This window comes from Streptomyces shaanxiensis (assembly GCF_039537145.1).
In the GTDB taxonomy this organism is placed as follows: domain Bacteria; phylum Actinomycetota; class Actinomycetes; order Streptomycetales; family Streptomycetaceae; genus Streptomyces; species Streptomyces shaanxiensis.
The window spans coordinates 368,707-392,257 of sequence record NZ_BAAAZY010000005.1 but is presented as its reverse complement, the minus strand read 5'-3'; the positions used below and the strand labels follow the sequence as shown (position 1 = coordinate 392,257).

Here is a 23,551-nt window from a genome sequence, read left to right as displayed (position 1 = left end):
GCGTGCCCGGAGCGGACGGAGGGAGCGGAGGAGACCGCCGGGGCTAGACCGCCATGCCGTACACGATGGTGAACAGCGTGCCCAGTGAGCCGATGATGAAGACGCCCGTCAGACCGGCGATGATCAGCCCCTTGCCCTGCTCGGCGCTGAACGTGTCACGTAGGGCCGTGGCGCCGATGCGCTGTTTGGCCGCGCCCCAGATGGCGATGCCGAGGCAGATCAGGATGGCCACCGCCATCACGACCTCGATCATCACCTTCGCCTCGTTGCCCAGGCTGCCGAAGGGGCCCCAGTCCGGAGCGATTCCACCGATGATGGTGTTGATGTCGCCCTTATCGGCCGCAAAGAGCATGTAAGTCACCGCCCCTGTTGGGTAGTTCCGCAGTCCCCTGCGCCGCGCAGAGGTCAGGCCTCATTCTCGCCGACATTGTCGCCGTCGTATGTCGACTTGGCGTCATTGATGGGCGGGATTCGTACGAATGGCTCGTACGGTCACTCTGTGTATCACGGCAGGTCACGCCGGGCAATGAGGCCTGAGCGGAACCTGTCGTGTGGTTCCGTCGTTAGCCCTCTTCACGCCGGGTGCCGTTTCTGGCGGCCGGTCGGGTGAGTGATCGCGCCCGTGTTCTGCGGGTGAAGGCTATCCCGGCAGCGCGAACGGGCCACGGCGGGGTGCCGTGGCCCGTTGCCGTCAGGGATGGTGACGGAGTGTCAGCGGGGTGTCAGCCGGTGAAGGCGTCCAGGCCCTGCGGGGTGCCCCAGCCGGTGGGGCCGTCGTAGCCGGTGCGGGCGGTGCAGAAGTACGACGTGGAGCAGGTGCCGTTGCTGCCCGACGTGACGTCGTTGAGCGCGGACGTGCCCGCGGCGGCGTACGGGAACCGCGCCGGGTAGGAGCCGCTGGACGGCGTGCCCGCGAGCGCGTACACGCCCGCGATGATCGGTGCGGAGGCGCTTGTGCCGCCGAAGGTGTACCAGCCGGCGGTGACGCCGTAGGAGTCGTAGACCGAGACGCCGGTCGCCGGGTCCGCGACGGCCGAGACGTCCGCGATCATGCGCTTGGCGCAGCCGCTGTCGGTCTGCCAGCTCGGCTTCGCGTCGTACGAGGAGCAGCCCGAGCCGGTGCCTTCGGTGCTGCTCGTCTTCCACACGGTCTCCGTCCAGCCGCGGGAGGTGGAGGAGGTGGAGAGTTTCGTGCCGCCTACGGCGGTGACGTAGCGGGACGCGGCCGGGTATTCGGCGCCGTAGCCCGAGTCGCCGGCGCTGACGGTGATGGCGACGCCCGGGTGGTCGAAGTACGCCGAGTCGTAGGACGGGTCCGACGACTCCTCCGAGCCGCCGTAGCTGTTGGAGACGAACTTGGCGCCCAGCGCGACCGCCTCGTTGACCGCCGTGCCCAGGTCCTCCATGGATGCCGAGGACGCCTCGACCAAGAGGATGTCGCAGTTCGGGCAGGTCGCGCTCGCCATGTCGACGTCGAGGGAGATCTCCTGGGCCCAGCCGCTGTCGGCGGTGGGGAGGGACGTCGTGGAGCCGGTCTGGCCGACCTTCTTGAAGCAGCCGTTGGCCGTGGTGCAGGCGGGGAGGTCGTACTGCGAGCGGTACTTGGCGAGGTCGGCCTCGGCGTTCGGGTCGTCGTAGGCGTCGACGATGGCGATGGTCTCGCCGGTGCCGTTGGAGGCGGCGGCAGAGGTCAGGCCGTAGGCGTCCTGGAGGTCGGACGGGCCGTAGCCGGAGGGGGTGGTGGCGTCGGCGGCCTTGGGGGTGACGTCGTTCCGTGCCGCCTGCTGCTTCTCGAAGGCGGTGATGCCGCCCGTGACGCGGAGGGAGTTGCAGGCCAGGTCGCCCTTGTGTTTGGGCGTGGCGCAGGGGGTGGCCGCCCAGGTGACCTTGGCGGGGGAGGCGGTCTGGGTCTGGGGGGTGGCGCTCGCGGCGGTCGCGGTGCCTGCGGTGCCGAGTCCGGTGAGGACGAGCGCGGCGGCGGTTGCGGCCGCGGTGCCGGCGGCGGAGGTGATGCGGCGCCATCTGCCGCGGGTTGTGGGGGAGTCGGGGGTCGTCGTGCGCAACGTAGAGCCTCCTGTGAGTGGGTGAAGAGGCCTGCGGGTGGGGGGTCCGCCGGTGCGGTTCCCGGCGGGGGCGGCGGCCCGCCGACGACTGTCGCTTGTTGGGTACGCGACAACAAGGTGGGTTTCGGAATCCTGACTTCCCTATTGCTCAGGGGCGTTGAGGATTGCCGATCAATGGCGCGGGTATGGCCGGGGAATGGCCTCGGCTTGACCCGGGGATCAGCTCTCGGCGACGTTCGTCGTGATCAGGCGGAGCAACTGCTTGGCGAGCGCGTCCTGTTCGGGGGACAGGCCCATCGCGTCGCCGATGGCGAGCGGGACGGTGATCGCGCGGTCGCGGAGCCGGGCGCCGGTGTCGGTGAGACGGATGGCGACCGAGCGCTCGTCGTCGGGTCGGCGCTCACGGCGCAGTAGGCCAGCTGCTTCGAGGCGCTTGAGCAGCGGGGAAAGGGTGCTGGACTCCAGCTGGAGGGCCGCGCCCAGGTCGCGTACGGAAATGGAGTCCTGTTCCCAGAGGACGAGCATGACCAGGTACTGCGGGTAGGTCAGGCCGAGTTCGTCGAGGAGGGGGCGGTAGCGCGCGGTGACGGCGCGGGAGGCGGCGTACAGGGCGAAGCAGAGCTGGTCGTCCAGGAGGAGGGAGCCGTCCGGGGCTGGTCGTCGGCCGGGTTCGGTGGCTGGGTTCATGGGGGCTCCTCGTTGCTGGGCCCTGGGTCCTGGGTCCTGGGTTCTGGGTTCTGGGTTCTGGTGGTGTGCGTCTGGGGTGGTCGGCAGGCCGGCACAGCCTATCTTCGGGCCCCTCGATTCTATCGACAGCGAACCAATCGTGTGCGAATCAGTTGCGCACGACTTAATAGCGCGCTACTTTCGGGATGTGCCGCCGAACCCGGCGAATCCAGCCGGGCGGGGACTGCCCGTGTGTGTGGGGTGTGCGGCACCCGATCCGAGGAGATCGCCATGACCGAGTCCAACCGCCCCGTCCTGGAGCCCGCCGCCCAGGCCTTCGCCGACGCCACCGCGAACCCGCCGTACCTGTTCGATCTCGGGCCCGCGGAGGGTCGTAAGGCCGTCGACGAGGTGCAGTCCGGTGAGATCGCCAAGCCCGCCGTCGACGAGGAGTGGGTCACCGTGTCCGGTGGGCCGACCGGCGAGGTCAGGGCCCGTATAGTCCGTCCGGCCGGGGCCACCGGGGTGCTGCCGGTGATCATCTACATCCACGGTGCGGGCTGGGTCTTCGGCAACGCCCACACCCACGACCGCCTTGTGCGCGAGCTGGCCGTTGGCACCGGTGCCGCGGTCGTCTTCCCCGAGTACGACCTCTCGCCCGAGGCGCGTTATCCGGTCGCCATCGAGCAGAACTACGCCGTCGCGCGGTGGGTCGTCGGTGAGGGGGCGGGCAAGAGCCTGGACGCGAGCCGTATCGCCGTGGCCGGTGACTCCGTGGGCGGCAACATGAGCGCGGCGCTGACGCTGATGGCCAAGCAGCGGGGGGATGTTCCGCTGGTTCAGCAGGTGCTCTTCTATCCGGTCACCGACGCCGCGTTCGACACCGGGTCCTATCGGCAGTTCGCCGAGGGGTACTTCCTGCGCCGGGACGCGATGCAGTGGTTCTGGGACCAGTACACGACCGATGAGGCCGAGCGGGCGCAGATCACCGCGTCGCCGCTGCGCGCTGACCTCGACCAGCTTCAGGGGTTGCCGCCGGCGCTCGTCATCACTGCCGAGGCCGATGTCCTGCGGGATGAGGGGGAGGCGTATGCGAACAAGCTGCGGGAGGCTGGGGTGCCGGTCACTGCCGTGCGGTATCAGGGGGTCATTCACGACTTCGTGATGCTGAACGCGCTGCGGGAGACGCGGGCGGCGGAGGCTGCTGTCGGGCAGGCGGTCAGTGTCCTGCGGGGGGCGTTCGGCGTCGGCTGAGGGTGGTGCCGGAGCGCCATCGCCGTAGGGGTGCGGTTGTCGGGCTGGTGCGGGTTGGTGCGGGCTGGTGCGGGCTCGTTGTGGCTGGTCGCGCCCCCGCGGCGGAGCCGGCTATCGATGCAGCCCCGCGCCTCTTTCAGGGCGTTGCAGGCCCCAGTGTCAAGTCGAACCGTCAGCGGGGCTTCAAGCCGTGGAGCAGGTGGTGGACCAAGCCCTCTACGGAGGTCAGGGCCGCCTCCGGGGTCAGCCAGCCGGCGGCGATGAAGCCGGCCACGCCGTGGAGGGCCGCGCCTGTGACGAGGTTGAGCTCTTCGGGGTCGCCCGCGATGATCTCGCCGCGCTTCTGGGCGTCCGCGAGGACCCGTTCGAGGCTCCCGACCGTCTCCTGGACAGCGGTGGCCATCTGCTCGGAGGCGTCCGGGTCGTGCTTGCGGGCGTACATGAGCTCCAGGAGCTCGGCGTTGTCGATGGCGAAGGTGAGGTAGGCCCGGGCCAGGGCGGTGAGGCGGGGCTCAAGGGGGAGCGCGGGGTCGTCGGCCGTGTTCAGCGCCTGGGCGAGCCGCTCGTACCCGGCCAGGGCCAGGGCGTTCAGCAGGGCCTGCTTGTCCTTGAAGTGGCGGCCGGGAGCGGCGTGGCTGACGCCGACCTCGCGGGCCAGTTCGCGTAGCGAGAGGGAGGCGACGCCCTTCTCGCGCAGGGTGTTTTCCGCGGCGGCGAGCAGGGCGGCGCGCAGGTCTCCGTGGTGGTAGGGGCGGCTCTCGGGCATGCGCACCATCGTAGCTTGATGTTGGCGCTGCCATCTTTGTTGACGCCGTCAGCATTGTTGTCATTGACAGCATTGTTGGCGGCGCCTACATTCGAAGCATGGCTGAGAAGAAGACGACCAAGCAGACATGGGACGCGACGAGCCTCCCCGACCTCGCCGGCCGCACCGCCGTCGTCACCGGCGCCAACAGCGGGATCGGTCTCAGGGCGGCGGACGCGCTGGCGCGAGCGGGTGCGCACGTCGTGTTCGCCGTACGGGATCCGGAGCGGGGCCGGACGGCGGCCGCGACGGTGAACGGCAGCACGGAGGTGCGGCGCCTGGACCTGGCGGACCTGTCCTCCGTGCGGGAGTTCGCGGATGCGTGGCAGGGGCGCCCCCTGGACCTGCTGATCAACAACGCCGGCGTGATGATGCTGCCGCAGCAGCGGACAGCGGACGGCTTCGAGATGCAGTTCGGCACGAACCATCTGGGCCACTTCGCGCTGACGAACCTGCTCCTGCCGTACGTCACCGACCGGGTCGTGACGCTGTCGTCCGGCGCCCACCGCTGGTTCGGCGCGAGGATCCGCTTCGAGGACCTGAACTGGGCGTCCGGCTACGACCCGAACCGCGCGTACGCCCAGTCGAAGTTGGCGAACCTCCTGTTCACGCTGGAACTCCAGCGCCGTCTGACGGAGTCCGGCTCCCAGGTCCGTGCCCTGGCCGCCCACCCCGGCTATGCCGCCACCAACCTGCAGAGCCACGCGGGGAGTCCGGTGATGCGCGGGTTCATGAAGATCGGCAACAGGCTCTTCGCCCAGGACGACAGGGCCGGTGCGCTGCCGACCTTGTACGCCGCCACGCAGGACCTCCCCGGTGCGAGCTACGTCGGCCCCGACGGGCTGGGCGAGATGCGGGGTGCGCCGACGTTGGTGGGGCGGACGGCGGCGGCGAGTGACGCGGGGGTGGCGCGGCGGTTGTGGACGGTGTCGGAGGAGCTGACCGGGGTGAGCTGGCCGTCGGAGGAGTCGGGGCCGGCCGGGCTGACCGGGGTGGCTGGGGGGATTGGGGCTGGTGGGGCCGGGACAGCCGGGTGAGGTGGAGTAGCTGGATGGGGTGGCGGCCGGGTGTCGATCGTGCCTCGTTCCGGGGGCCGCGAGCGCTGGGGCGCCGTGCCAGGGGGCGGCCCGGCCCGCCCGGCGTCGGCGTGCCGTCCCGAGGACCGGCCCGTCTGCCCGCAGGCCACAGGCCACAGGCCGCCTGAGCCTGCGCGCCCAGGGGTAGGAAGGCACTCGGAGGTGATCGCTCGATGCCGTCGCCGAGCCTGCTCGGGGTCTTCGCCCACCCGGACGACGAGTCCCTGTTCTCGGGCGGAGTCCTCGCCCGGCACGCCGCCGAAGGCGCTCGCACCGCGGTCGTCACGGCGACCTGGACCCCGGACACGCCGCGCGGCGCCGAACCCGCCGAGGCGCTGGAGATCCTCGGCGCCGGAGAGCCGCGGATGCTCGGCTACGCCGACGCCGGGGTGCCGCACTCCGCCCCCGGCAGCCCGCGGCTGTGCGAGGCGCCGCTCGACGAGGCGGTGGGCCGACTGGTCGTTCACCTCAGGGAGTTCCGTCCGCGGATCGTGGTCACCCACGACGCGTACGGCGGCCTGACCGGCCATCCCGACCATGTGCACACCCACCGCGTCACCACGCTCGCCGTCCAGGCGGCCGGCCTCGAACGCCTCTACCCGGACGCCGGCGCCCCCTGGCAGCCGAGCGCCCTCTACCTGGCCACGCACCCCCACTCGGCCCTCGCCGCGCTCAGCGAACTGGCCCGTGCGGGCAAGGGCATGAACACGGTCCCGGACGAACGGGTCACCGCGACCGTCGACGTGAGCCCCTGGCTGCCGCAGAAGTGGGCGGCCGTACTGGCCCACCGCACGGAGGTGGAGCGGGGAGCCGCACCCGGGCTGCTGGCCGGCTTCCCCGAGGCAGTCCGGAACGGGATCCTCTCCACCGAGTGGTACATCCGGCAGGACGCGGTCTCCCGGGCGCCTGCGCAGGCGGAGCTGACCGCTTGAGGGTGGGCCTACGGTGGCTCCTTAAGCTGCGGCCATGCTGCTGATCCACGATGGGCCGACCGATGCCGATGGCGATACCGGCGCCGATACCGCTGCCGACGCCGCCGTACCGCGCATCGGCGGAGTCCCGCTCGTCCCGGAGGGCTTCGTCTGGCCCGACTGCCGCGCGTGCGACGGCGCCATGCAGTTCCTCGCGCATCTGCCCCTCGACGGTAGTGCGGTCGCGGTCGCGGTGTTCTTCTGCCAGAACGACCCCGGCATGTGCGACGACTGGGACGCGACCGGCGGCGGCAACCGGGCCTACCTGTTCACCGGGGAGCTGAAGCCCGCCGCCGTCCCGGCCGAAGGGGAGACCCTCCTGGGCGCGGTCACCGCCTTGCGACCCCACCCCGCCGACACGCCCACGCAGCAGCCGGTCCTCGGGCGGCTGGGCGGTGAGCCCGACTGGCTGCAGAACGACGAGACGCCCGACTGCCCCCGCTGCGCGACCCCCATGGCGTTCACGGCTGAGCTCGAAGAGGGGGACGAGGCCGCCGCCTGCGCGAACTTCGGTGGCGGGGGCCGCGGTTACGTCTTCACCTGTCGGCCCTGCGCCGAGGCCGCGTTCCTCTGGCAGTGCTGAGTGCTACTCGGCCGGCAGCGCGTCCCGCATGGCCTTGGCGGTGACGGTCGGGTCGTAGCCCTCCGGGACGCCCTCGACGAGGATGATGTCGCCCTCGATGTGCCGGGAGCGCAGGGGCGCGATCTCCTGGTAGGCGGGCGAGTCCCACCACGCCCGCGCCTCCTCGATCCCGGGGAAGCCGATCACCACCACGTGCCCCGGCCAACTGCCCTCCTTCGTCTCGTGCGGCGTGACGTGCACGAGGAAGCGGCCGCCGTACGGTTCGAAGGTGGCGGGGATGCGCTCGATGTACTCGGCGATCTCCGGGTGCGGGGCGGCGTCCCGGAGGTGGGCTATGGCGTAGGCGGGCATGGCGTCGTCCTTCCGGTCGGTCGGGCTGTCGGACCGAGTTGCTCCTTGCGCTCCCGATCGTGGCACGGGGGTTCGCCGGGATCGATGACCTGCCAGGTAATGCGTCTGACGCTTCTCTCACCTTTGTGGGCCACAGTGACCCCCGATGAAGCCCACCTCCCGTACGTCCCGCACCCACCGCCTCTCCCTGTACGCCGCCAGCCTCCTCCTCGCCCTCACCTCGGCCTCCGCCGCGGCTGACGACGCCGGCACGGGTCCCCTCGGCGTGACCGCCTTCGCCGCGGCTACGGCGCGGAGCGTGCGGGTGGGCGCGCTGTTCGCGGCGGACCGTCGTGACCGTCTGCGCGGCGGTCACTTCTGCACCGCGTCCGTCGTCCACAGTGCCCACCGGGATCTCATCGTCACCGCCGCCCACTGCCTGAACGGGCGGCCGGACGATCTCGTGTTCGTGCCGGGGTACCGGGACGGCGAGGCGCCGTACGGGGTGTGGAAGGTCGGGCGGAGGTTCCTGTCGGAGGGGTGGAAGGAGAGGCGGGACGAGGACAGTGACGTGGCGTTCGCGGTCGTGGAGGACCGGGGCGGGGAAGCCGTCGAGGACGTGGTGGGCGGCGAAAGGTTCGCCACGGACACGGACACGGCCACCGGGGCCGCGGCGGTCACCGTCACCGCGTACCTCAACTCCCGTGAATCGCCGGTAAGTTGCACCAACAAGCCGCACCCGCACAGCCGTACGCAGCAGCGCATCGCATGCCCCGGCCTCAGCGGAGGGAGCAGCGGGAGTCCTTGGGTCGACGGGGACGGGGCGGTCGTGGGAGTGCTGGGTGGGCACGACGGGGGTGGGTCGACGGCGGACGTGTCGTACAGCGTGGTGCTGGGGGCGGAGGCGGCGGAGCTGTACCACGAAGCGGAAAGGGACTCCGCGTCCAACTGATCTATGTGGCAAGGTCGGTTCGGTGGACGCACTGAAGGATCGGGATCCCGCGCACATAGGCGCGTACACACTGCTCGCACGGCTCGGGGCGGGCGGTATGGGACAGGTCTATCTGGCGCGGTCGCCGGGTGGACGGCTGGTCGCCATCAAGGTGATCCGGGACGAGATCACCGACCACCCGGAGGCGCTCGCCCGGTTCCGGCGCGAGGTGGAGACGGTGCGGGCCGTGCGGAGTGCGTACACGGCGAACCTGATCGACGCTTCGTTGGATGCGGCGCCGTACTGGCTGGCTACCGAGTATGTGTCGGGGCCGACGTTGAGCAAGGCGGTGGGGGAGCGGGGGGCGTTGCCGGCCGAGACGTGCCGCGGGGTGCTCGCGGCCCTCGCCGAAGGCCTCGCGGCGGTGCACGCGCACGGTGTCACGCACCGGGACCTCAAGCCGCAGAACGTCATCCTCGCCGCCCAAGGGCCTTCGCTCATCGACTTCGGCATCGCGCGCGGTGCCGGTCAGACGGCCCTCACCGAGGCCGGGTTCGCGCCGGGTACGCCAGGCTTCACGGCGCCCGAGGTGCTGATGCGCAACGAGGTCGGTCCGGCCGCGGACGTGTTCGCGCTGGGCGCGACGCTTGCGTACGCGGCGACCGGGCGGCCTCCGTTCGGCATGGGCGAGCCGGCCGGGGTCAGTTACCGGGCCGTGCACGAGCCCATCGATCTCGCGGGCGTGGAGCCGGAGTTGGCCGCCCTCGTCGAGGCATGCGTGGCCAAGGCCCCGGCGGAGCGGCCGGGGCTCGGCGAGGTGATCGCGCGGTGCGGGGTGCGGGCGGCGCTCGTCGAGGACCCGTTCTACGCGGGGCTCGCCCAACTGGCCGAGGCGGTGCCGCAGACACCGCCGACTGGGCAGGCGGGGGCTGCGGTGCCGGTGCCACCGGCTCATCCGCCGCTGGGGGCGCATGAACTGCCCACGGCCGGTGCGCCGAACGGGTACGGGTACACGCCGACACAGGTGAGCGGGCCCACGCAGACCGCCCGCCGTCGCCGTATCGCGCCCTGGACGGTCGCCGTGGCCATGGCGGTCGCGGTCGGCGTGGGCGTGGCCCTCGTGCTCATGGCGCCGGACGACGACAAGGGGGGCGGCTCCGCCGCAGGGCGCGACAAGTCGTCCGGCCCGTCGTCCTCGGCGGCGTCGAAGGGAGCACCCGCGTACGCGGGGGACAAGCTCGACCGCACGCTGTGGTACTCCGACACCGGCGAGTGCCAACTGCCGCCGGAGGAGCGGGCAGGCAACGGTTTCATGGGCTCCATCAGCGACGCCGACGACCCGGATACCGGCACGGAGACGCTCACCCTCGACGGCAAGGTGCGGATCGGATTCCGCGACAAGGACGCGACCGAGGGCACGGCGCCCTACTACGTCACCGTCAGCGTGAAGCCGCCGCACGACATCGACCCGTCCACCGGAAAACCGGTCGAGGGACTGCTGGCCGACAACGTGAACGTGGGCTACACGAGCAAGCCCGTCGACCTGTACAGCGGCAGCGCCCCCGGAGACTGGAAGTACGTCACGTACCCGGACGACTTCAACTCCTGGGTGCGGGGCAAGCCGTCCCCCGCCATCCCCTTGACCAATGACCCCGGCGACTGGACCGTGCAGTTCCATCACATCCGTACGCCCGACGACTACACGAGCGTCTTCTGCCGTGGCTTCACGGTGAAATAACGCCACTCTCACCGGATACGGTCTTGAACAGCGGCGATATGGGGGAGGGTTGAGCCGTGCGAAAAGTATGGGTGGCCGGTGGTGTCGCGGTCGCGCTCGGCCTGAGCTTCGTGATGCTGCTCGTCGTCGGGGTGTACATCGTCGCCGGGAACCTGGTCAACGGCGTCGGCAAGGGCAGCGTCGGACTGGCCAAGGGTTCGGTGCCCGGCGCGTACAAGGCGCTCGTGCAGAAGTGGGGCAACCTGTGCCCCGCCATCAACCCCGCCCTGCTCGCGGCCCAGCTCTACCAGGAGAGCGGCTGGGACCCGGACGTCGTCAGCCACGCCGACGCCCGCGGCATCGCCCAGTTCATCCCGAGCACCTGGGCCACGCACGGTGTCGACGGCGACGGAGACGGCGACCGCGACATCTGGGACCCGAATGACGCGATTCCGTCGGCCGCGTCGTACGACTGCGAACTCGCCAAGTACGTCAAGGACGTCCCCGGCGACACCACGAACAACATGCTCGCCGCCTACAACGCGGGCGCGTACCGCGTCATAAAGGCGGGCGGGGTGCCGGCCATCACCGAGACACAGAACTACGTCACCAGGATCCGCAGCCTGGAGAAGAGCTTCGCCGCGCCCGTCAGCCGCGTGGACCCCTCCAAGCAGGCCGCCGGCGCCATCTACTACGCCCAGAAGAAGCTCGGCACGCCCTACCTCTGGGGCGGCGAGGGGACCGCCGCGGACGGTGGGCGGTTCGACTGTTCCGGGTTGACTCAGGCCGCTTACGACAGTGTCGGGATCTCCTTGCCGCGGGTCGCCAACGATCAGTACAACGCGGGGCCGCATCCGGCCAGGGACGAGCTGCTGCCGGGCGATCTGGTGTTCTTCTCGAAGGACCTCAACAACTCTCGGGCCATCCACCATGTCGGGATTTATGTGGGCGGCGGATACATGATCGACGCGCCGAGAACAGGTGCTGTGATCCGGTTCGACCCGATCGACACCCCGGACTACTTCGGAGCCACCCGAGTCACCGAAGATGGCGCGAAAGCGCTGCCCACGGCGGTTTAGACGGAGCGTGAACCCACCCCCTGAGCTGCGGTGATGGGTCTCTCTTCGATAACGTCTGCGTGATCATTCAGTGGAGTGTGGAACGTATCAACAGGGGCCGTGCGTTCCTGGTGACGTAGCCGGATCACAACCACGGGGGTGGGCGGAGCGGCGTACGCAAGATGCGCCGGAGAGACGACGAAGGGGCCGCGGCATCATGGCTGGACTCGCAGAATCCGGGTCGAACCCCGACGTCGAGCTGCTCTACGACATCAATGGCCTGGCCAAGGGCGCGCCGCGCTGGTTCGACCGGGGCATGGAGTACGTCGGTGAGTACGGGCTCGTCCTCGCTCTGATCCTGCTCGTGGTGTGGTGCTGGTGGTCCGTGCGGCGCAGGGGCGCCGAGGACGCCGCCTCGTCCGTGGCCGCGCTCGTGTGGGCGCCGCTGGCCGCCGCGGTCGCGGTGCTGGTGAACGTGCCGATACGGGGGTTCGTGGAGCGTCCCCGGCCCTTCAACGACCACCAAGGGCTCGAGGTCCTGGTGACCGGCAAGACCGACTACTCGTTCGTGAGTGATCACGCGACGATCGCCATGGCCTTGGCGGTCGGGTTGTTCGTCGCGAACCGGAAGTTCGGGCTGGTCGGGATCGGGATCGCCCTTCTCGAGGGTTTCTGCCGGGTCTACATGGGCGTGCACTATCCGACCGATGTGGTGGGCGGATTCGCGCTCGGTACGGCCGTCGCGCTGCTGCTGTCGCCGCTCGCCATGGCTCTGCTGACGCCGGTGATGTCCGCCATCGAGCGGTCGCCCCGGGTGGGGTGGTTGGTCAGCGCGCGGGGACGGTCCCGGGTGGGTGGGCAGGACGCGTTGATTCCGGGGGCTCGGAAGGAGACGGCCGGGGCTGAGGAGCGGGATCTGGCGGCCTAGGGCTCCGATTCCGACTTCGATTCCGGCTTCGATTCCGACTCCAACCCGAACCCCCACGCCGACCTCGGTTCCGGCTCCGGTTTCGTTTCCGGTTTTGGCTCCGGACCTGGCTTGCAAAGGGCCTGCGCCTACAGCGCCTGCGGGTACGTGAAGAACCTCTCCGGGTCGTACTGCTTCTTCAGCTTCGTCAGGCGCGTCGCCGCATCCCCGTAGTACGCCTTGCGCCAGTCGCGCAGGGACGGGTCGGTGTAGTTCTGGTACGCGGCGCCCGAGGCGTACGGCCGCATCGCGTCGTGGGCCGATTTCAGCCACGCCTGGGCCGCGGAGCCCGTCGTGCCGGCGCGCCAGGAGGCGATGTACTGGGCGAGGAAGCGGGAGCGGCGGTGCACGAAGGCCGTGGCCGTGGGGGAGACGCGGTTGACGGCTCCGCCGAGGGCCGTGAGGGCGATGCTGCCGGAGCCGCCGCGGACCGACTGCATCTGCTTCATCAGGGTCTGGATGCCCGCTGACGAGAGGGAGCGGTCGAAGAAGTCCGACTTCGCGGTGTACGTCTCGCGGCTCAGCGCGCCCTGGGGGGAGCGGCCCGGGGTGGAGCCGGGGAGGTGGCACTGGGCGTCCGTGCTGAAGGACGAGCAGCCCGCGTAGAGCTCCATCGACTCCTCGTACGAGCGGCGCCTGAGGGCGACGCTGCTCGCGGGGCCGGGGCCGCCGGGGCCGTCGGCGAGGCGGTCGACCGCGTTCTGGAGTTCGCCGTAGGTGCCGAGCGAGAACGCCGCGACGGTGATGGTGGGGTTGCCGCCCGCGTGGTTCGAGATGCTCAGGGCCGACCAGATCTCGTCGGGCTGGGTCGGGCCCCACGCCTGCCACGCCTTGATCAGCGCGGCCGCCTTCGACCAGGGCCAGGTCATGTACGCCGTGACGGCCTGGGGGGCGGGGTGGGTCTTGAACTGGAGTTCCGTCACGACGCCGAAGTTGCCGTTGCCGGCGCCGCGCAGGGCCCAGAAGAGGTCCTTGTTGGTGGTGGCGTTGGCGGTGAGCTGCTTGCCGTCGGCGGTGATCACGGTGGCCTGGGTGAGGCTGTCGCAGGTCAGGCCGTATGCGCGGGAGGTGACGCCGTGGCCGCCGCCGAGGGTGAGGCCGGAGACGCCGACGGAGGGGCAGGAGCCGGCGGGGATGGTGACGCCCTTGGCGGCGAGGGCGCGGTAGACGTCGATGAGCTTGGAGCCGGCGCCGACCACCGCGGTGTTGCCCGAGGCTCGGATGCGGTTGAGCTTGGAGACGTCGATGATCAGGCGGTTGTTGCCGGAGGACCAGCCTGCGTAGGAGTGGCCGCCGTTGCGGATGGCTACCTGGAAGTGGTGGGCGCGGGCGTAGGCGAGGGTGGTGCGGATGTCGTCCTGGTGGGCGACGTAGGCGACGGCGGCGGGCTTCAGGGCGTCGAAGCGGGTGTTGTAGAGCTGGTGGGCGGACTTCCAGGCGGTGTCGCCGGGGCGGATGAGGGTGCCGTCCAGGTCTTGGGCGAGGGCGGTCCAGTTGGCGGGGGCGGTGGCTGGGGGGCGGGCGGAGGAGGCGGTGGATTGGGTGCGGGTGGCTGTGTCCGTGCCTGTTCCTGTCCCTGTGGCGGAGCCGGTGCTGCTGTTGCAGGCGGTTGCCGTCAGGGCGGTGAGGGCTGCTGCGCCGCCGCCGATGAAGGTACGCCGTTCCATGTCGCCTCCTGGGGGGTTACGTGGACGGAGACGGGGTGGTGGGGGTCGGGGTTCCATCGGTTGCGTGGCGTGAGGGTCCGTCGGGGCGGGCCTTGGCTTTTCTCGCCCCCGCCGCCCCTACCCGTCCCGTCCTCCAGGGCTCTGCCCCTTCGACCCCGGGGCCCTCTCTGGGGGCTGCGCCCCCAGACCCCCGCTTCGGCCCTTAAGGGGCCTCGTCCTCAAACGCCGGACGGGCTGAATGATGCGGGCCGGTGTCGAAGAGTGCGGCCCCTTGTAGGTGGGTGGGGTTCCCCGGCGCTCGCGTGGCCGTCAGCCCCCCACATGCCCCTCCGCATCCGCGCGCGCCAAGCTGCGTGCGCGTCTCGCCGGGCCCCGCCAGCCGCAGGTGCAGCGGGCTGTGCAGAAAGGGCCCTTTTCCACTGTCGTCGTGCGGTGTTCGTCGGGGCCGCGATGTTTTCGGGGGGACGTCGGTCCGTCCTGCTGCGCCACGTCAGCAACGTTACCCAAGGCAAGTAAGCGCAACGCCCCCGGGCGGCGTGACGGGGGCACCTACCCGTCGTTAACCGGAACGACAGGGGGCCCGTGACGGACGTACCGGCTGGGGGTAGGCAGGCGATGACGGAGCGGCAGCAGCACAGGCGGAGGCAAGGGGCCGGCGTTGCGGCCGGGGTCCTGTGTGTCTGTCTGGCGGGCAGCGGGTGCGCGGGGAGCGGGGCGGCCGCGGAGGATTCGCGTGGGCGGGACGCCGTGGAGGTCGTGCGGCGCGCTGCCGACGCGCTCGTCGGGGCCCGGAGCTCCAAGGCCCGTACGTCCATGGAGATGGCCACCGGCGGCACCCGCGTCACCATCCGCGGTGAGGGTGTGTACGACTTCCGCAAGCAGCTGGGGCAGTTGAAGGTGCTGTTGCCCCAGGATCCCGCCGGTGCGACCGCGCATCGGCCGATCATGGAACTCCTCGCTCCCGGGGCGCTGTTCATGAAGAACCGGGGTGCCGGTGTGCCCGCCGACAAGTGGGTGCGGGTCGATACGCGGTCGCTCTCGGACGGGAATCTGGTCACCGGCGGCGCCACCGATCCGTTCGCCGCCGCCGAGGTGCTGCGCGGGGCGCGGACGGCGACGTATGTGGGGGAGAAGGAGGTCGCGGGTACCGCCGTGCGGCATTACCGGGGGACCGCTGATCTCGGGGCTGCCGCCCAGGAGGCGTCCGACGGGAACAGGGAAGCCCTGGCGGCAGCGGCGAAAGGGTTCGCCACGGACGAGGTGCCGTTCGATGTGTATCTCGACGACGATGGCCGGATCCGGAAGGTCCGGCATCGGTTCAGCTTCGTCAACGGTCAGCCGAGCGGTGGTGCCGTTGCCGTGGCTTCCACCACCTTGCTCTATGACTTCGGGGCGCCTGTCGACGTACGCCTTCCGGACCGCGAGGACATCTACGCGGGGAAGATCGCCGAGGAGTGAGGTGGGCGTATGCGTGCGTGACGGGCGTCAAGAACTAGCCCGTCCGTGCCATGCGCGGTGTGTAGGCCGCTCCCTACTCTAGGAAGTCGGTAACGGCAGAGACGAGGTGATGCACGTGGCTCCGGTCGGCGGTACGGCAGTTCAGGACCACGTGGCCCTCGCCGAGATCGAGCTGTGCGGAGAGCTGATCATCGCTGCCTCGGCCGCCCGTGAGGACCGGCTGAGTCTGGAGAGCATCGACGAGGTGCTGCGCGTCGCGGAGGAACGGGGCGGGGAGCGGGGCGGGGAGCGATAGGGGGAGCGGGGCTGAGGCCGCGACCGCCCTTTCGGGCGGCCCGTCGTCCGCGGAATCAGGTTCGCAGCAGTCGTCCGATCGCCTTCGTCGCCTCCTCCACCTTCGCGTCGATCTCCGCACCGCCCTTGAGGGCCGCGTCGGCGACGCAGTGCCGGAGGTGTTCCTCCAGCAGTTGGAGGGCGAAGGACTGCAGGGCCTTGGTGGAGGCGGACACCTGCGTGAGTATGTCGATGCAGTAGACGTCCTCGTCGACCATCCGCTGCAGGCCACGGATCTGACCCTCGATGCGGCGCAGTCGCTTGAGGTGTTCGTCCTTCTGTTTGTGGTAGCCGTGGATGCCCCGGTCGTGGTCCGTCACGACCTCCGTGACGTTGGCGACATCCGCCGCGTCCGTGACGTTCGTTTCCGCGGTCCTGTCCGCCGCGGAGGGCGCACCCGCGCCGGCCTCGGTGGTCGTCATCGCGTCCTCCAGACGTAAACCGCTTCATATACCCCTACTGGGTATATCGTACCGAACTTTGCTGGGTATAGGGCCTGTGGCCGATGCCGCGAACGGCCGCTGGACTGGACCACTGGGCAGCCCCTGTGCCGACCACTGTGCCCGATGGGCGACACTGGAGGACGGCCCATTAGCCGTGGCCGGATGATGCGCCTAGCATCAGCCTGACCGAAACCGATGCTCTTTGAGGACCCCACGTGCGATTTCGTCTGACCCCCCGGGAGACGAGCTTCTACGACATGTTCGCCGCTTCCGCGGACAACATCGTCACGGGCTCGAAGCTCCTGATGGAACTGCTCGGGGCGGACAACGCCGGCCGGGCCGAGATCGCCGAACGTATGCGGGCCGCGGAACACGCGGGTGACGATGCCACACACGCGATCTTCCACCAGTTGAACTCCTCGTTCATCACGCCGTTCGACCGCGAGGACATCTACAACCTCGCGTCCTGCCTCGACGACATCATGGACTTCATGGAGGAGGCCGTCGACCTGGTCGTCCTCTACAACATCGAGGAACTGCCCAAGGGCGTCGAGCAGCAGATCGAGGTGCTGGCGCGGGCCGCGGAGCTCACGGCCGAGGCCATGCCGAACCTGCGCACGATGGACAACCTCACCGAGTACTGGATCGAGGTCAACCGCCTCGAGAACCAGGCCGACCAGATACACCGCAAGCTCCTCGCCCACCTCTTCAACGGCAAGTACGACGCCATCGAGGTGCTGAAGCTCAAGCAGATCGTCGATGTGCTGGAGGAAGCGGCCGACGCCTTCGAGCACGTGGCGAACACGGTGGAGACCATCGCCGTCAAGGAGTCCTGAGACCCGCCCATGGACACCTTCGCGCTGGTCGCGACCATCGGGGTCGCGCTCTTCTTCACGTACACCAACGGCTTCCACGACTCCGCGAACGCGATCGCCACGTCCGTGTCGACGCGGGCGCTGACGCCGCGCGCCGCGCTGGCGATGGCCGCGGTGATGAATCTGGGCGGTGCCTTTCTGGGGTCCGGCGTCGCCAAGACCGTCAGTGAGGGCCTGATTCAGACACCCGAGGGCTCGAAGGGGATGGGGATCCTGTTCGCGGCCCTGGTGGGCGCGATCACCTGGAATCTCGTCACCTGGTACTTCGGGCTGCCCTCCTCTTCCTCGCATGCGCTGTTCGGCGGCATGGTGGGGGCGGCGCTGGCCGGGGGGACGACGGTGTACTGGAGCGGGGTGCTGGAGAAGGTCGTCATCCCGATGTTCGTGTCGCCCCTCGTCGGGCTGTGCGCGGGCTATCTCGTGATGACGGCGATCATGTGGATCTTCCGGCGGGCCAATCCGCACAAGGCCAAGCGGGGGTTCCGGATCGCGCAGACCGTGTCGGCGGCCGGGATGGCGCTCGGGCATGGTCTGCAGGACGCGCAGAAGACCATGGGCATCGTGGTGATGGCGCTGGTCATCGCCGATGTCGAGGACTACGGCGATCCCATTCCGGTGTGGGTGAAGATCGTGTGTGCCGTGATGCTGTCGCTGGGGACGTATGCCGGTGGGTGGCGGATCATGCGGACGCTGGGGCGGAAGATCATTGAGCTGGATCCGCCGCAGGGGTTCGCCGCGGAGACGACCGGGGCGTCGATCATGTTCACCACGGCCTTCCTCTTCAAGGCGCCGATCTCTACGACGCATGTCATCACCTCGGCGATCATGGGTGTCGGGGCGACGAAGCGGGTGAATGCCGTGCGGTGGGGCGTGGCCAAGAACATCGTTCTCGGGTGGTTCATCACGATGCCGGCGGCGGCGCTGGTGGCGGCGGGGGCGTTCGGGGTCGTGAACCTGGCGTTTCTGTAGGCGACGGTTCGCTGCGGCGGCTCACCACGGGTTTTCTCGCCCCCGCCGCCCCTACCCGTCCCGTCCTCCAGGGGCTCTGCCCCTTCGACCCCGGGGCCCTTCTGGGGGCTGCCGCCCCCAGACCCCCGCTTCGGCCCTTAAGGGGCCTCGTCCTCAAACGCCGGACGGGCTGAAATTGCCTGGGTCGGCGTTGAGAAGTCGTCCTCGCTCGGTGTGGCTCTGGCCTCGGACGCCGGGCGGGCTGGATTGCCTGGGCCGGCGTCCGGAGGTGACGGGGACGGGTGGGCCCACGAGCTCGCAGTCTGCGTACCCCCACCGAACCCGCACCGGCCGCCGCAGGCATCCCGCACCGCCGCAAGACACGGGCCCGCCCCCCGGGAGCCAGGGGGCGGGCCCTTTATCTGCCTCGCGGTGGCACCGCCATGCAGCACCGCGAGGGGTTCATGTCGCCGGGTGGGTCACCCGAAGCGGCCGGAGATGTAGTCCTCCGTGGCCTGGACCGACGGGTTGGAGAAGATGCGCTCCGTGTCGTCGATCTCGATCAGCTTGCCGGGCTGGCCGACGGCCGCCAGGTTGAAGAAGGCGGTGCGGTCGGAGACGCGGGCCGCCTGCTGCATGTTGTGCGTCACGATGACGATCGTGAAGCGCTCCTTCAGCTCGCCGATCAGGTCCTCGATGGCGAGGGTGGAGATCGGGTCCAGGGCCGAGCAGGGCTCGTCCATCAGCAGGACCTTCGGTTCCACCGCGATCGCGCGGGCGATGCACAGGCGCTGCTGCTGGCCACCCGAGAGGCCCGAGCCGGGCTTGTTCAGGCGGTCCTTGACCTCGTTCCAGAGGTTCGCGCCCTTGAGGGACTTCTCGACGACGTCCTGCAGCTCGCTCTTCTTGTAGCTGGCGTTCAGGCGCAGCCCCGCCGCCACGTTGTCGAAGATCGACATCGTGGGGAACGGGTTCGGGCGCTGGAACACCATGCCGACCTCGCGGCGGACCGACACCGGGTCGATGCCGGGGCCGTAGAGGTCCTCGTCGTCCAGGAGGACCTTGCCCTCCACGCGGCCGCCCGACGTCACCTCGTGCATACGGTTCAGCGTGCGCAGGAACGTCGACTTGCCGCAGCCGGAGGGGCCGATGAAGGCCGTCACCGAGCGGGGCTCGACCGTCATCGAGATGTCTTCTATCGCCTTGTGGGAGCCGTAGTAGGCGGTGAGCCCGCTTACGTCGATTCGCTTGGCCATGACTACTTCACTTCCAGATCTTCGTCGGTCGCTGTATGGCCGCGTCAGCGACCGGTCTTCGGGGCCTTCCAGCGGGCGATGCCGCGGGCCACCAGGTTCAGGATCATCACGAAGGCGATCAGCGTGAGCGATGCCGCCCAGGCGCGGTCGTACGCCGCCGGCGACCCGGCGCTGTTCGCCCACTGCTGGTAGATGTACAGCGGCAGCGACGCCTGCGCACCCTCGAACGGGTTGGCGTTGATGAAGCTGTTGCCGAACACCAGCAGCAGGACCGGCGCGGTCTCACCGGTGATACGGGCGACCGCCAGCATGATGCCGGTCGTGATGCCGCCGATGGAGGTCGGTACGACCACCTTCAGGATGGTGCGCCACTTCGGGATGCCGAGCGCCAGGGAGGCCTCGCGCAGCTCGTTCGGGACGAGCTTGAGCATCTCCTCCGTGGAGCGGACCACCACCGGCATCATCAGGATCGCGAGGGCGAGCGAGCCGGCGAAGCCGAAGGGCTGCATGTCCATCATCAGCATGAGGCTGAGGATGAACAGACCCGCGACGATCGACGGGATACCGGTCATGACGTCGACGAAGAAGGTGATGGCCCGGGCGAGGCTGCCCCGCCCGTACTCCACCAGGTAGATCGCGGTGAGCACGCCGACCGGCGCGGCGATCAGGGTGGCGAGGCCGACCTGCTCCAGGGTGCCGAGGATGGCGTGGTAGATGCCACCGCCCGGCTCGGAGTCGGCGACCACACCCATGGAGTGGGTCAGGAAGTAGACGTCGAGGACCTTGATGCCGCGCTGCACGGTCTCCCAGATCAGGGAGACCAGCGGGACGACGGCGAGCAGGAAGGCCACCCACACCAGCGAGGTCGCGATGCGGTCCTTGGCCTGGCGGCTGCCCTCGACGCGGGCGGCGATGACGTATGTACCCAAGACGAAGAGGAGGCCTGCGATCAGGCCCCACTGGACGCGACTGTCGAGGCCCGCGCCCAGGCCGATACCGATCGCGACGGCGGCGGAGCCGGCCGCGATGGCGTACGGGGCCCACTTGGGCAGGCGGGCGCCTTGCAGGGTGCTGGGGCGCTTGTCGGCGATGGCGGTGCTCATGCGTTGGCCCCCGAGTACTCCTTGCGGCGGGCGATGATCGCGCGGGCCGCGCCGTTGACCAGCAGGGTGATGACGAACAGGACCAGACCGGAGGCGATCAGCGCGTCACGGCCGAACGGGGACGCCTCACCGAACTTGCTGGCGATGTTCTGGGCGAAGGTGCCGCCGCCCGGGTTGAGCAGGCTGAGGTGGATGTCGAAGTCGGGGGAGAGCACGGTGGCCACGGCCATCGTCTCGCCGAGGGCGCGGCCGAGGCCGAGCATCGAGGCGGAGATGACGCCGGAGCGGCCGAAGGGGAGGACCGCCATGCGGATGACCTCCCAGCGGGTGGCGCCGAGCGCCAGGGCCGCCTCCTCGTGCATCTGCGGGACCTGGCGGAAGACCTCGCGGCTCACGTTGGTGATGATCGGCAGGATCATGATCGCGAGCAGGATGCCGACCGTCAGCATCGAGCGGGCGGGGCCGTCGTCCCAGGAGAAGATGCCGGTCCAGCCGAAGTAATTGTCCAGCCAGCCGAAGAGGCCCTCCATCTGCGGTACGAGGATCAGGGCGCCCCACAGGCCGTACACGATGGACGGCACGGCGGCGAGCAGGTCGATCACGTACGCGATGGGGCCGCCGAGCTTGCGCGGGGCGTAGTGCGTGATGAACAGCGCGATGGCGACGGCGATCGGGACCGCGATGACCATGGCGATGATCGAGGAGACGATCGTGCCGTAGGCGAGGACCGCGATGCCGAACTTCGGCGGGATCGTGCCCGTGTTCCACTCGAAGGCGGTGAGGAAGTTGGCCTCGTCCTTGCTGATCGCGAGGGTGGCGCGGTAGGTGAGGAAGACCGCGATGGCGGCCATGATCACCAGCAGGAAAATGCCCGAGCCGCGGGAGAGACCGAGGAAGATCCGGTCACCGGGTCGGGTGGCGCCACGGGCCGCGCGCTTCTGCTCGGCGGTCGGGGGCGGTGGGGTGGGGGGAGAAGTCTGAGTGCTTTGTGTGGATATGTCCATCGGGTTCTCCGGTCTGCGGAGTCGCACGCGGTCTGCGGCGGCTCGGTGGAGCCGTATGTGACGTACGGCTCCGGGCGGCGGTGCACCGGACGGTGCGGTCCGGTCCGGGTTTTTCAGCCCGGACCGGACCGCACTCAGGTCAGCTCAGGCCCTCGATGGTCTTGCGGACCTCGGAGATGATCTCCTCGGGCATCGGGGCGTAGTCGTTCTCGGTCAGGATCTTCTGGCCGTCCTCGGAGGCCACGTAGCGCAGGAACGCCTTGGTGCCGGCGAGGGTGTCGGCCTTGTTGCCCTTGTCGCAGACGATCTCGTACGTCACCAGGGTGATCGGGTAGGCGCCGTCGGCCTTGGTGGCGTAGTCCAGCTCCAGCGCCATGTCCTTGCCCTCGCCGACGCGCTTGGCGGCGGCGATCATCTTGGTGGCGTTGGCGACGTTGGCCTCGACCGGGGCGGCCGCACCCGTGTCGATCTGGACCGCGTTGATGCCGTCCTTGGCGTACGACAGCTCCATGTAGCTGATGGCGCCGGAGGTCTGCTTGACCTGCTGGGCGACACCGGAGGAGCCGGAGGCGGACTGGCCGCCCTTGGCCTGCCAGGCCTTGCCGCCCTCGTAGGGCCACTCGGACTTGGCGGTGGCGATCAGGTACTTGGTGAAGTTGTCCGTGGTGCCGGACTCGTCCGAGCGGTGGAAGGCCTGGATCTTCAGGTCGGGAAGCTTCGCGTCGGGGTTCAGCTTCGCGATCGCCGGGTCGTTCCAGTTCTTGATCTTGTCGTTGAAGATCTTGGCGAGGGTCGGCGCGTCCAGGACCAGGTTCTCGACACCCGGGACGTTGTAACCGACCGCGATCGGGCCGCCGACCATCGGCAGGTCGATGCCCTGGCCGCCGGTGCAGACCTTCTTGGAGGCGGTGACCTCCTCCTCGTCCAGCGCGGAGTCGGAGCCGGCGAAGGCGACCTGGCCCTGCGTGAACGCGGTGACGCCGGCGCCGGAGCCGCCGCCCTTGTAGTTGATCTGGACGCCGTTGCAGGCGGCGGTGAACTGCTTGACCCAGGCGTCGATCGCGTTCTTCTGCGCGGAGGAGCCGTCGGCGAGCAGCTGGCCCGAGGCGTCGTCACACTTGATGTTGCTGGCGTCGGCGGTGTTGGTGGTGCCGCCGCCGTTGTTGCCGGTGTCGTCGGAGCCGCACGCCGTCAGGGCCAGGGCGCCGGAGACGGCGAGAGCGCCGAGAGCGAGGGCCCGCCGGTTCTTGCGCTGAAGCTTCACTTGAGGGAGTTCCTTCCAGGAGCCGCCGTCCTGAATTCCGGCGGCGTGCGAAGAATGGGTGATGCGCGGACACGTCCCCCGGGGCGCGGTCCGTCATCGTGCAGGGCCGAAATTAGGCAGATCAGGTGAAGGCGCCGAAGGCCGTAAATGAACGGGGGGTGAACCCCTGGGGACGGTGCGGTGAGGTAACGGAACGCTCACGTTGGGGACACGGCGGGATACCGACCGCCATGGTCGGTGGGCACTTTGTGTAGTGGCGTGGTTCCGCCCAGGAAGTGGAGGGGCCGCTTTCGGACACGGGGAGGTCCGTCTGCCGTTCGGGGGGGCCGTTCCGGCTAGGTCGTGTGCAGCGAGTCGAGGAGGGCGTCGACCAGGTCGCGGTCGCGGGGCTGGGTCAGCCTGACCCGGGCCGCCGTGGGGGAGAGCCACAGCAGGCGGTCCACCTCGGTGCTCGGGGTGAAGGTGCCGGGGCCCGCCTCGGCGGCCCAGTAGCGGACCTCCTTGGGGCGGCCGTTGGCCAGGTACCGCAGCGTCGGCAGCTCGGCGCCCGGCAGTGCCGAGCGTCCCGTCTCCTCCGCCACCTCGCGCAGGGCACCGGCGAGGGGGTCCTCACCGCGTTTCAGCTTGCCCTTCGGGTGGGACCAGTCGTCGTACTTCGGTCGGTGGACCAGGCATATCTCCAGCTCACCGGCTATCGGCGAGCGGCGCCACAGGACGCAGCCGGCGGCCTGGACGGTGGGCTCCTTCGCGTCAGTCACCGGGGGTATGCCTCTTTCATG

Annotated in this window: 25 protein-coding genes; 12 read left to right on the top strand and 13 right to left on the bottom strand. The window is 69.8% G+C overall.

The features are described from left to right. Positions 1-43: 43 nt before the first annotated feature. The 3 genes from ABD932_RS06750 to ABD932_RS06740 form a co-directional block, all read right to left on the bottom strand. Positions 44-352 (bottom strand): hypothetical protein, encoded by a 309-nt coding sequence (locus ABD932_RS06750; RefSeq protein WP_004000049.1) that lies wholly within the window; start codon positions 350-352, stop codon positions 44-46. A 370-nt stretch (positions 353-722) separates the two neighbouring features. Beyond that, positions 723-2,063, bottom strand: a complete 1,341-nt coding sequence (locus ABD932_RS06745) for a S53 family peptidase (protein WP_345009602.1) — start codon at positions 2,061-2,063, stop codon at positions 723-725. A 219-nt stretch (positions 2,064-2,282) separates the two neighbouring features. Further along, positions 2,283-2,750 (bottom strand): MarR family winged helix-turn-helix transcriptional regulator, encoded by a 468-nt coding sequence (locus tag ABD932_RS06740; RefSeq protein WP_345009600.1) that lies wholly within the window; start codon positions 2,748-2,750, stop codon positions 2,283-2,285. 270 nt (positions 2,751-3,020) lie between these two features. Here ABD932_RS06740 and ABD932_RS06735 point away from each other — a divergent pair, with 270 nt between their 5' ends. Next, entirely contained in the window at positions 3,021-3,983 is a 963-nt protein-coding gene (locus ABD932_RS06735) for an alpha/beta hydrolase (protein ID WP_345009598.1), read from the top strand. Between the two features lie 172 nt (positions 3,984-4,155). Here ABD932_RS06735 and ABD932_RS06730 read toward each other — a convergent pair whose 3' ends face one another. Beyond that, complete coding sequence (locus ABD932_RS06730; RefSeq protein ID WP_345009596.1) at positions 4,156-4,758, bottom strand: TetR/AcrR family transcriptional regulator; 603 nt, start codon at positions 4,756-4,758, stop codon at positions 4,156-4,158. A gap of 89 nt (positions 4,759-4,847) precedes the next feature. On the opposite strand from ABD932_RS06730, the gene ABD932_RS06725 reads away from it, so the two are divergent. The 3 genes from ABD932_RS06725 to ABD932_RS06715 all read left to right on the top strand — a co-directional run bounded on the left by ABD932_RS06725 (position 4,848) and on the right by ABD932_RS06715 (position 7,418). Continuing rightward, positions 4,848-5,825: an oxidoreductase gene (locus ABD932_RS06725; protein WP_345009594.1), complete on the top strand. Its 978-nt coding sequence runs from the start codon at positions 4,848-4,850 to the stop codon at positions 5,823-5,825. Positions 5,826-6,037: 212 nt separating this feature from the next. Continuing rightward, positions 6,038-6,796 carry a PIG-L family deacetylase gene (locus tag ABD932_RS06720; RefSeq protein WP_345009592.1) on the top strand — a complete coding sequence of 253 codons (759 nt, stop codon included), beginning with the start codon at positions 6,038-6,040 and terminating at the stop codon, positions 6,794-6,796. Between the two features lie 34 nt (positions 6,797-6,830). Then, positions 6,831-7,418, top strand: coding sequence for a hypothetical protein (locus ABD932_RS06715; protein WP_345009590.1), 588 nt, complete (start codon positions 6,831-6,833; stop codon positions 7,416-7,418). Positions 7,419-7,421: 3 nt separating this feature from the next. On the opposite strand, the gene ABD932_RS06710 is transcribed toward ABD932_RS06715, so the two are convergent. After that, positions 7,422-7,769 carry a DUF1330 domain-containing protein gene (locus ABD932_RS06710; RefSeq protein ID WP_345009589.1) on the bottom strand — a complete coding sequence of 116 codons (348 nt, stop codon included), beginning with the start codon at positions 7,767-7,769 and terminating at the stop codon, positions 7,422-7,424. 145 nt (positions 7,770-7,914) lie between these two features. Here ABD932_RS06710 and ABD932_RS06705 point away from each other — a divergent pair, with 145 nt between their 5' ends. The 4 genes from ABD932_RS06705 to ABD932_RS06690 all read left to right on the top strand — a co-directional run bounded on the left by ABD932_RS06705 (position 7,915) and on the right by ABD932_RS06690 (position 12,382). Then, positions 7,915-8,700: a trypsin-like serine peptidase gene (locus tag ABD932_RS06705; protein ID WP_345009587.1), complete on the top strand. Its 786-nt coding sequence runs from the start codon at positions 7,915-7,917 to the stop codon at positions 8,698-8,700. 22 nt (positions 8,701-8,722) lie between these two features. Beyond that, entirely contained in the window at positions 8,723-10,417 is a 1,695-nt protein-coding gene (locus tag ABD932_RS06700; protein ID WP_345009585.1) for a serine/threonine-protein kinase, read from the top strand. 113 nt (positions 10,418-10,530) lie between these two features. Beyond that, entirely contained in the window at positions 10,531-11,475 is a 945-nt protein-coding gene (locus tag ABD932_RS06695; RefSeq protein WP_345009638.1) for a C40 family peptidase, read from the top strand. A 196-nt stretch (positions 11,476-11,671) separates the two neighbouring features. Then, complete coding sequence (locus ABD932_RS06690) at positions 11,672-12,382, top strand: phosphatase PAP2 family protein (protein ID WP_345009583.1); 711 nt, start codon at positions 11,672-11,674, stop codon at positions 12,380-12,382. Positions 12,383-12,510: 128 nt separating this feature from the next. Here ABD932_RS06690 and ABD932_RS06685 read toward each other — a convergent pair whose 3' ends face one another. Both ABD932_RS06685 and ABD932_RS06680 read right to left on the bottom strand, forming a co-directional pair. After that, positions 12,511-14,088 (bottom strand): FAD-binding oxidoreductase, encoded by a 1,578-nt coding sequence (locus tag ABD932_RS06685; RefSeq protein WP_345009581.1) that lies wholly within the window; start codon positions 14,086-14,088, stop codon positions 12,511-12,513. A gap of 309 nt (positions 14,089-14,397) precedes the next feature. Beyond that, positions 14,398-14,577, bottom strand: coding sequence for a hypothetical protein (locus tag ABD932_RS06680; protein ID WP_345009579.1), 180 nt, complete (start codon positions 14,575-14,577; stop codon positions 14,398-14,400). A gap of 126 nt (positions 14,578-14,703) precedes the next feature. Between ABD932_RS06680 and ABD932_RS06675 the strand changes: the two genes are divergently transcribed. Together ABD932_RS06675 and ABD932_RS06670 are read left to right on the top strand one after the other, a co-directional pair. After that, on the top strand, positions 14,704-15,546 hold the full coding sequence (locus tag ABD932_RS06675) for an SCO4651 family lipoprotein (RefSeq protein WP_345009577.1): 843 nt from the start codon (positions 14,704-14,706) through the stop codon (positions 15,544-15,546). 109 nt (positions 15,547-15,655) lie between these two features. Next, complete coding sequence (locus ABD932_RS06670) at positions 15,656-15,841, top strand: hypothetical protein (protein ID WP_345009575.1); 186 nt, start codon at positions 15,656-15,658, stop codon at positions 15,839-15,841. A 55-nt stretch (positions 15,842-15,896) separates the two neighbouring features. On the opposite strand, the gene ABD932_RS06665 is transcribed toward ABD932_RS06670, so the two are convergent. Continuing rightward, positions 15,897-16,301 carry a metal-sensitive transcriptional regulator gene (locus ABD932_RS06665; RefSeq protein ID WP_126393219.1) on the bottom strand — a complete coding sequence of 135 codons (405 nt, stop codon included), beginning with the start codon at positions 16,299-16,301 and terminating at the stop codon, positions 15,897-15,899. Between the two features lie 236 nt (positions 16,302-16,537). Between ABD932_RS06665 and ABD932_RS06660 the strand changes: the two genes are divergently transcribed. Both ABD932_RS06660 and ABD932_RS06655 read left to right on the top strand, forming a co-directional pair. Further along, positions 16,538-17,158: a DUF47 domain-containing protein gene (locus ABD932_RS06660; protein ID WP_345009572.1), complete on the top strand. Its 621-nt coding sequence runs from the start codon at positions 16,538-16,540 to the stop codon at positions 17,156-17,158. A gap of 9 nt (positions 17,159-17,167) precedes the next feature. Then, positions 17,168-18,166 carry an inorganic phosphate transporter gene (locus ABD932_RS06655; protein ID WP_345009570.1) on the top strand — a complete coding sequence of 333 codons (999 nt, stop codon included), beginning with the start codon at positions 17,168-17,170 and terminating at the stop codon, positions 18,164-18,166. Positions 18,167-18,624: 458 nt separating this feature from the next. Here the strand turns inward: ABD932_RS06655 and pstB are convergent, their stop codons facing one another. The 5 genes from pstB to ABD932_RS06630 form a co-directional block, all read right to left on the bottom strand. Then, positions 18,625-19,401, bottom strand: coding sequence for a phosphate ABC transporter ATP-binding protein PstB (pstB, locus tag ABD932_RS06650; RefSeq protein ID WP_345009568.1), 777 nt, complete (start codon positions 19,399-19,401; stop codon positions 18,625-18,627). Between the two features lie 44 nt (positions 19,402-19,445). Beyond that, complete coding sequence (pstA, locus tag ABD932_RS06645) at positions 19,446-20,504, bottom strand: phosphate ABC transporter permease PstA (RefSeq protein ID WP_345009566.1); 1,059 nt, start codon at positions 20,502-20,504, stop codon at positions 19,446-19,448. Continuing rightward, positions 20,501-21,508, bottom strand: coding sequence for a phosphate ABC transporter permease subunit PstC (gene pstC, locus ABD932_RS06640; protein ID WP_345009564.1), 1,008 nt, complete (start codon positions 21,506-21,508; stop codon positions 20,501-20,503). The genes pstA and pstC overlap by 4 nt, the downstream gene beginning before the upstream one ends. Before the next feature lie 139 nt (positions 21,509-21,647). Further along, on the bottom strand, positions 21,648-22,772 hold the full coding sequence (gene pstS, locus ABD932_RS06635) for a phosphate ABC transporter substrate-binding protein PstS (RefSeq protein ID WP_345009562.1): 1,125 nt from the start codon (positions 22,770-22,772) through the stop codon (positions 21,648-21,650). A 335-nt stretch (positions 22,773-23,107) separates the two neighbouring features. Next, on the bottom strand, positions 23,108-23,530 hold the full coding sequence (locus ABD932_RS06630) for an NUDIX hydrolase (RefSeq protein ID WP_345009560.1): 423 nt from the start codon (positions 23,528-23,530) through the stop codon (positions 23,108-23,110). Positions 23,531-23,551 lie beyond the last annotated feature (21 nt).

Bases quoted from the DNA above. Each gene is read 5' to 3' on its own strand.
- ABD932_RS06750 (WP_004000049.1), bottom strand. From the start codon at position 352: ATGCTCTTTGCGGCCGATAAGGGCGACATCAACACCATCATCGGTGGA.
- ABD932_RS06740 (WP_345009600.1), bottom strand. From the start codon at position 2,750: ATGAACCCAGCCACCGAACCCGGCCGACGACCAGCCCCGGACGGCTCC.
- ABD932_RS06735 (WP_345009598.1), top strand. From the start codon at position 3,021: ATGACCGAGTCCAACCGCCCCGTCCTGGAGCCCGCCGCCCAGGCCTTC.
- ABD932_RS06730 (WP_345009596.1), bottom strand. From the start codon at position 4,758: ATGGTGCGCATGCCCGAGAGCCGCCCCTACCACCACGGAGACCTGCGC.
- ABD932_RS06725 (WP_345009594.1), top strand. From the start codon at position 4,848: ATGGCTGAGAAGAAGACGACCAAGCAGACATGGGACGCGACGAGCCTC.
- ABD932_RS06720 (WP_345009592.1), top strand. From the start codon at position 6,038: ATGCCGTCGCCGAGCCTGCTCGGGGTCTTCGCCCACCCGGACGACGAG.
- ABD932_RS06715 (WP_345009590.1), top strand. From the start codon at position 6,831: ATGCTGCTGATCCACGATGGGCCGACCGATGCCGATGGCGATACCGGC.
- ABD932_RS06710 (WP_345009589.1), bottom strand. From the start codon at position 7,769: ATGCCCGCCTACGCCATAGCCCACCTCCGGGACGCCGCCCCGCACCCG.
- ABD932_RS06705 (WP_345009587.1), top strand. From the start codon at position 7,915: ATGAAGCCCACCTCCCGTACGTCCCGCACCCACCGCCTCTCCCTGTAC.
- ABD932_RS06695 (WP_345009638.1), top strand. From the start codon at position 10,531: ATGCTGCTCGTCGTCGGGGTGTACATCGTCGCCGGGAACCTGGTCAAC.
- ABD932_RS06690 (WP_345009583.1), top strand. From the start codon at position 11,672: ATGGCTGGACTCGCAGAATCCGGGTCGAACCCCGACGTCGAGCTGCTC.
- ABD932_RS06685 (WP_345009581.1), bottom strand. From the start codon at position 14,088: ATGGAACGGCGTACCTTCATCGGCGGCGGCGCAGCAGCCCTCACCGCC.
- ABD932_RS06675 (WP_345009577.1), top strand. From the start codon at position 14,704: ATGACGGAGCGGCAGCAGCACAGGCGGAGGCAAGGGGCCGGCGTTGCG.
- ABD932_RS06670 (WP_345009575.1), top strand. From the start codon at position 15,656: ATGCACGTGGCTCCGGTCGGCGGTACGGCAGTTCAGGACCACGTGGCC.
- ABD932_RS06665 (WP_126393219.1), bottom strand. From the start codon at position 16,301: ATGACGACCACCGAGGCCGGCGCGGGTGCGCCCTCCGCGGCGGACAGG.
- ABD932_RS06655 (WP_345009570.1), top strand. From the start codon at position 17,168: ATGGACACCTTCGCGCTGGTCGCGACCATCGGGGTCGCGCTCTTCTTC.
- pstB (WP_345009568.1), bottom strand. From the start codon at position 19,401: ATGGCCAAGCGAATCGACGTAAGCGGGCTCACCGCCTACTACGGCTCC.
- pstA (WP_345009566.1), bottom strand. From the start codon at position 20,504: ATGAGCACCGCCATCGCCGACAAGCGCCCCAGCACCCTGCAAGGCGCC.
- pstC (WP_345009564.1), bottom strand. From the start codon at position 21,508: ATGGACATATCCACACAAAGCACTCAGACTTCTCCCCCCACCCCACCG.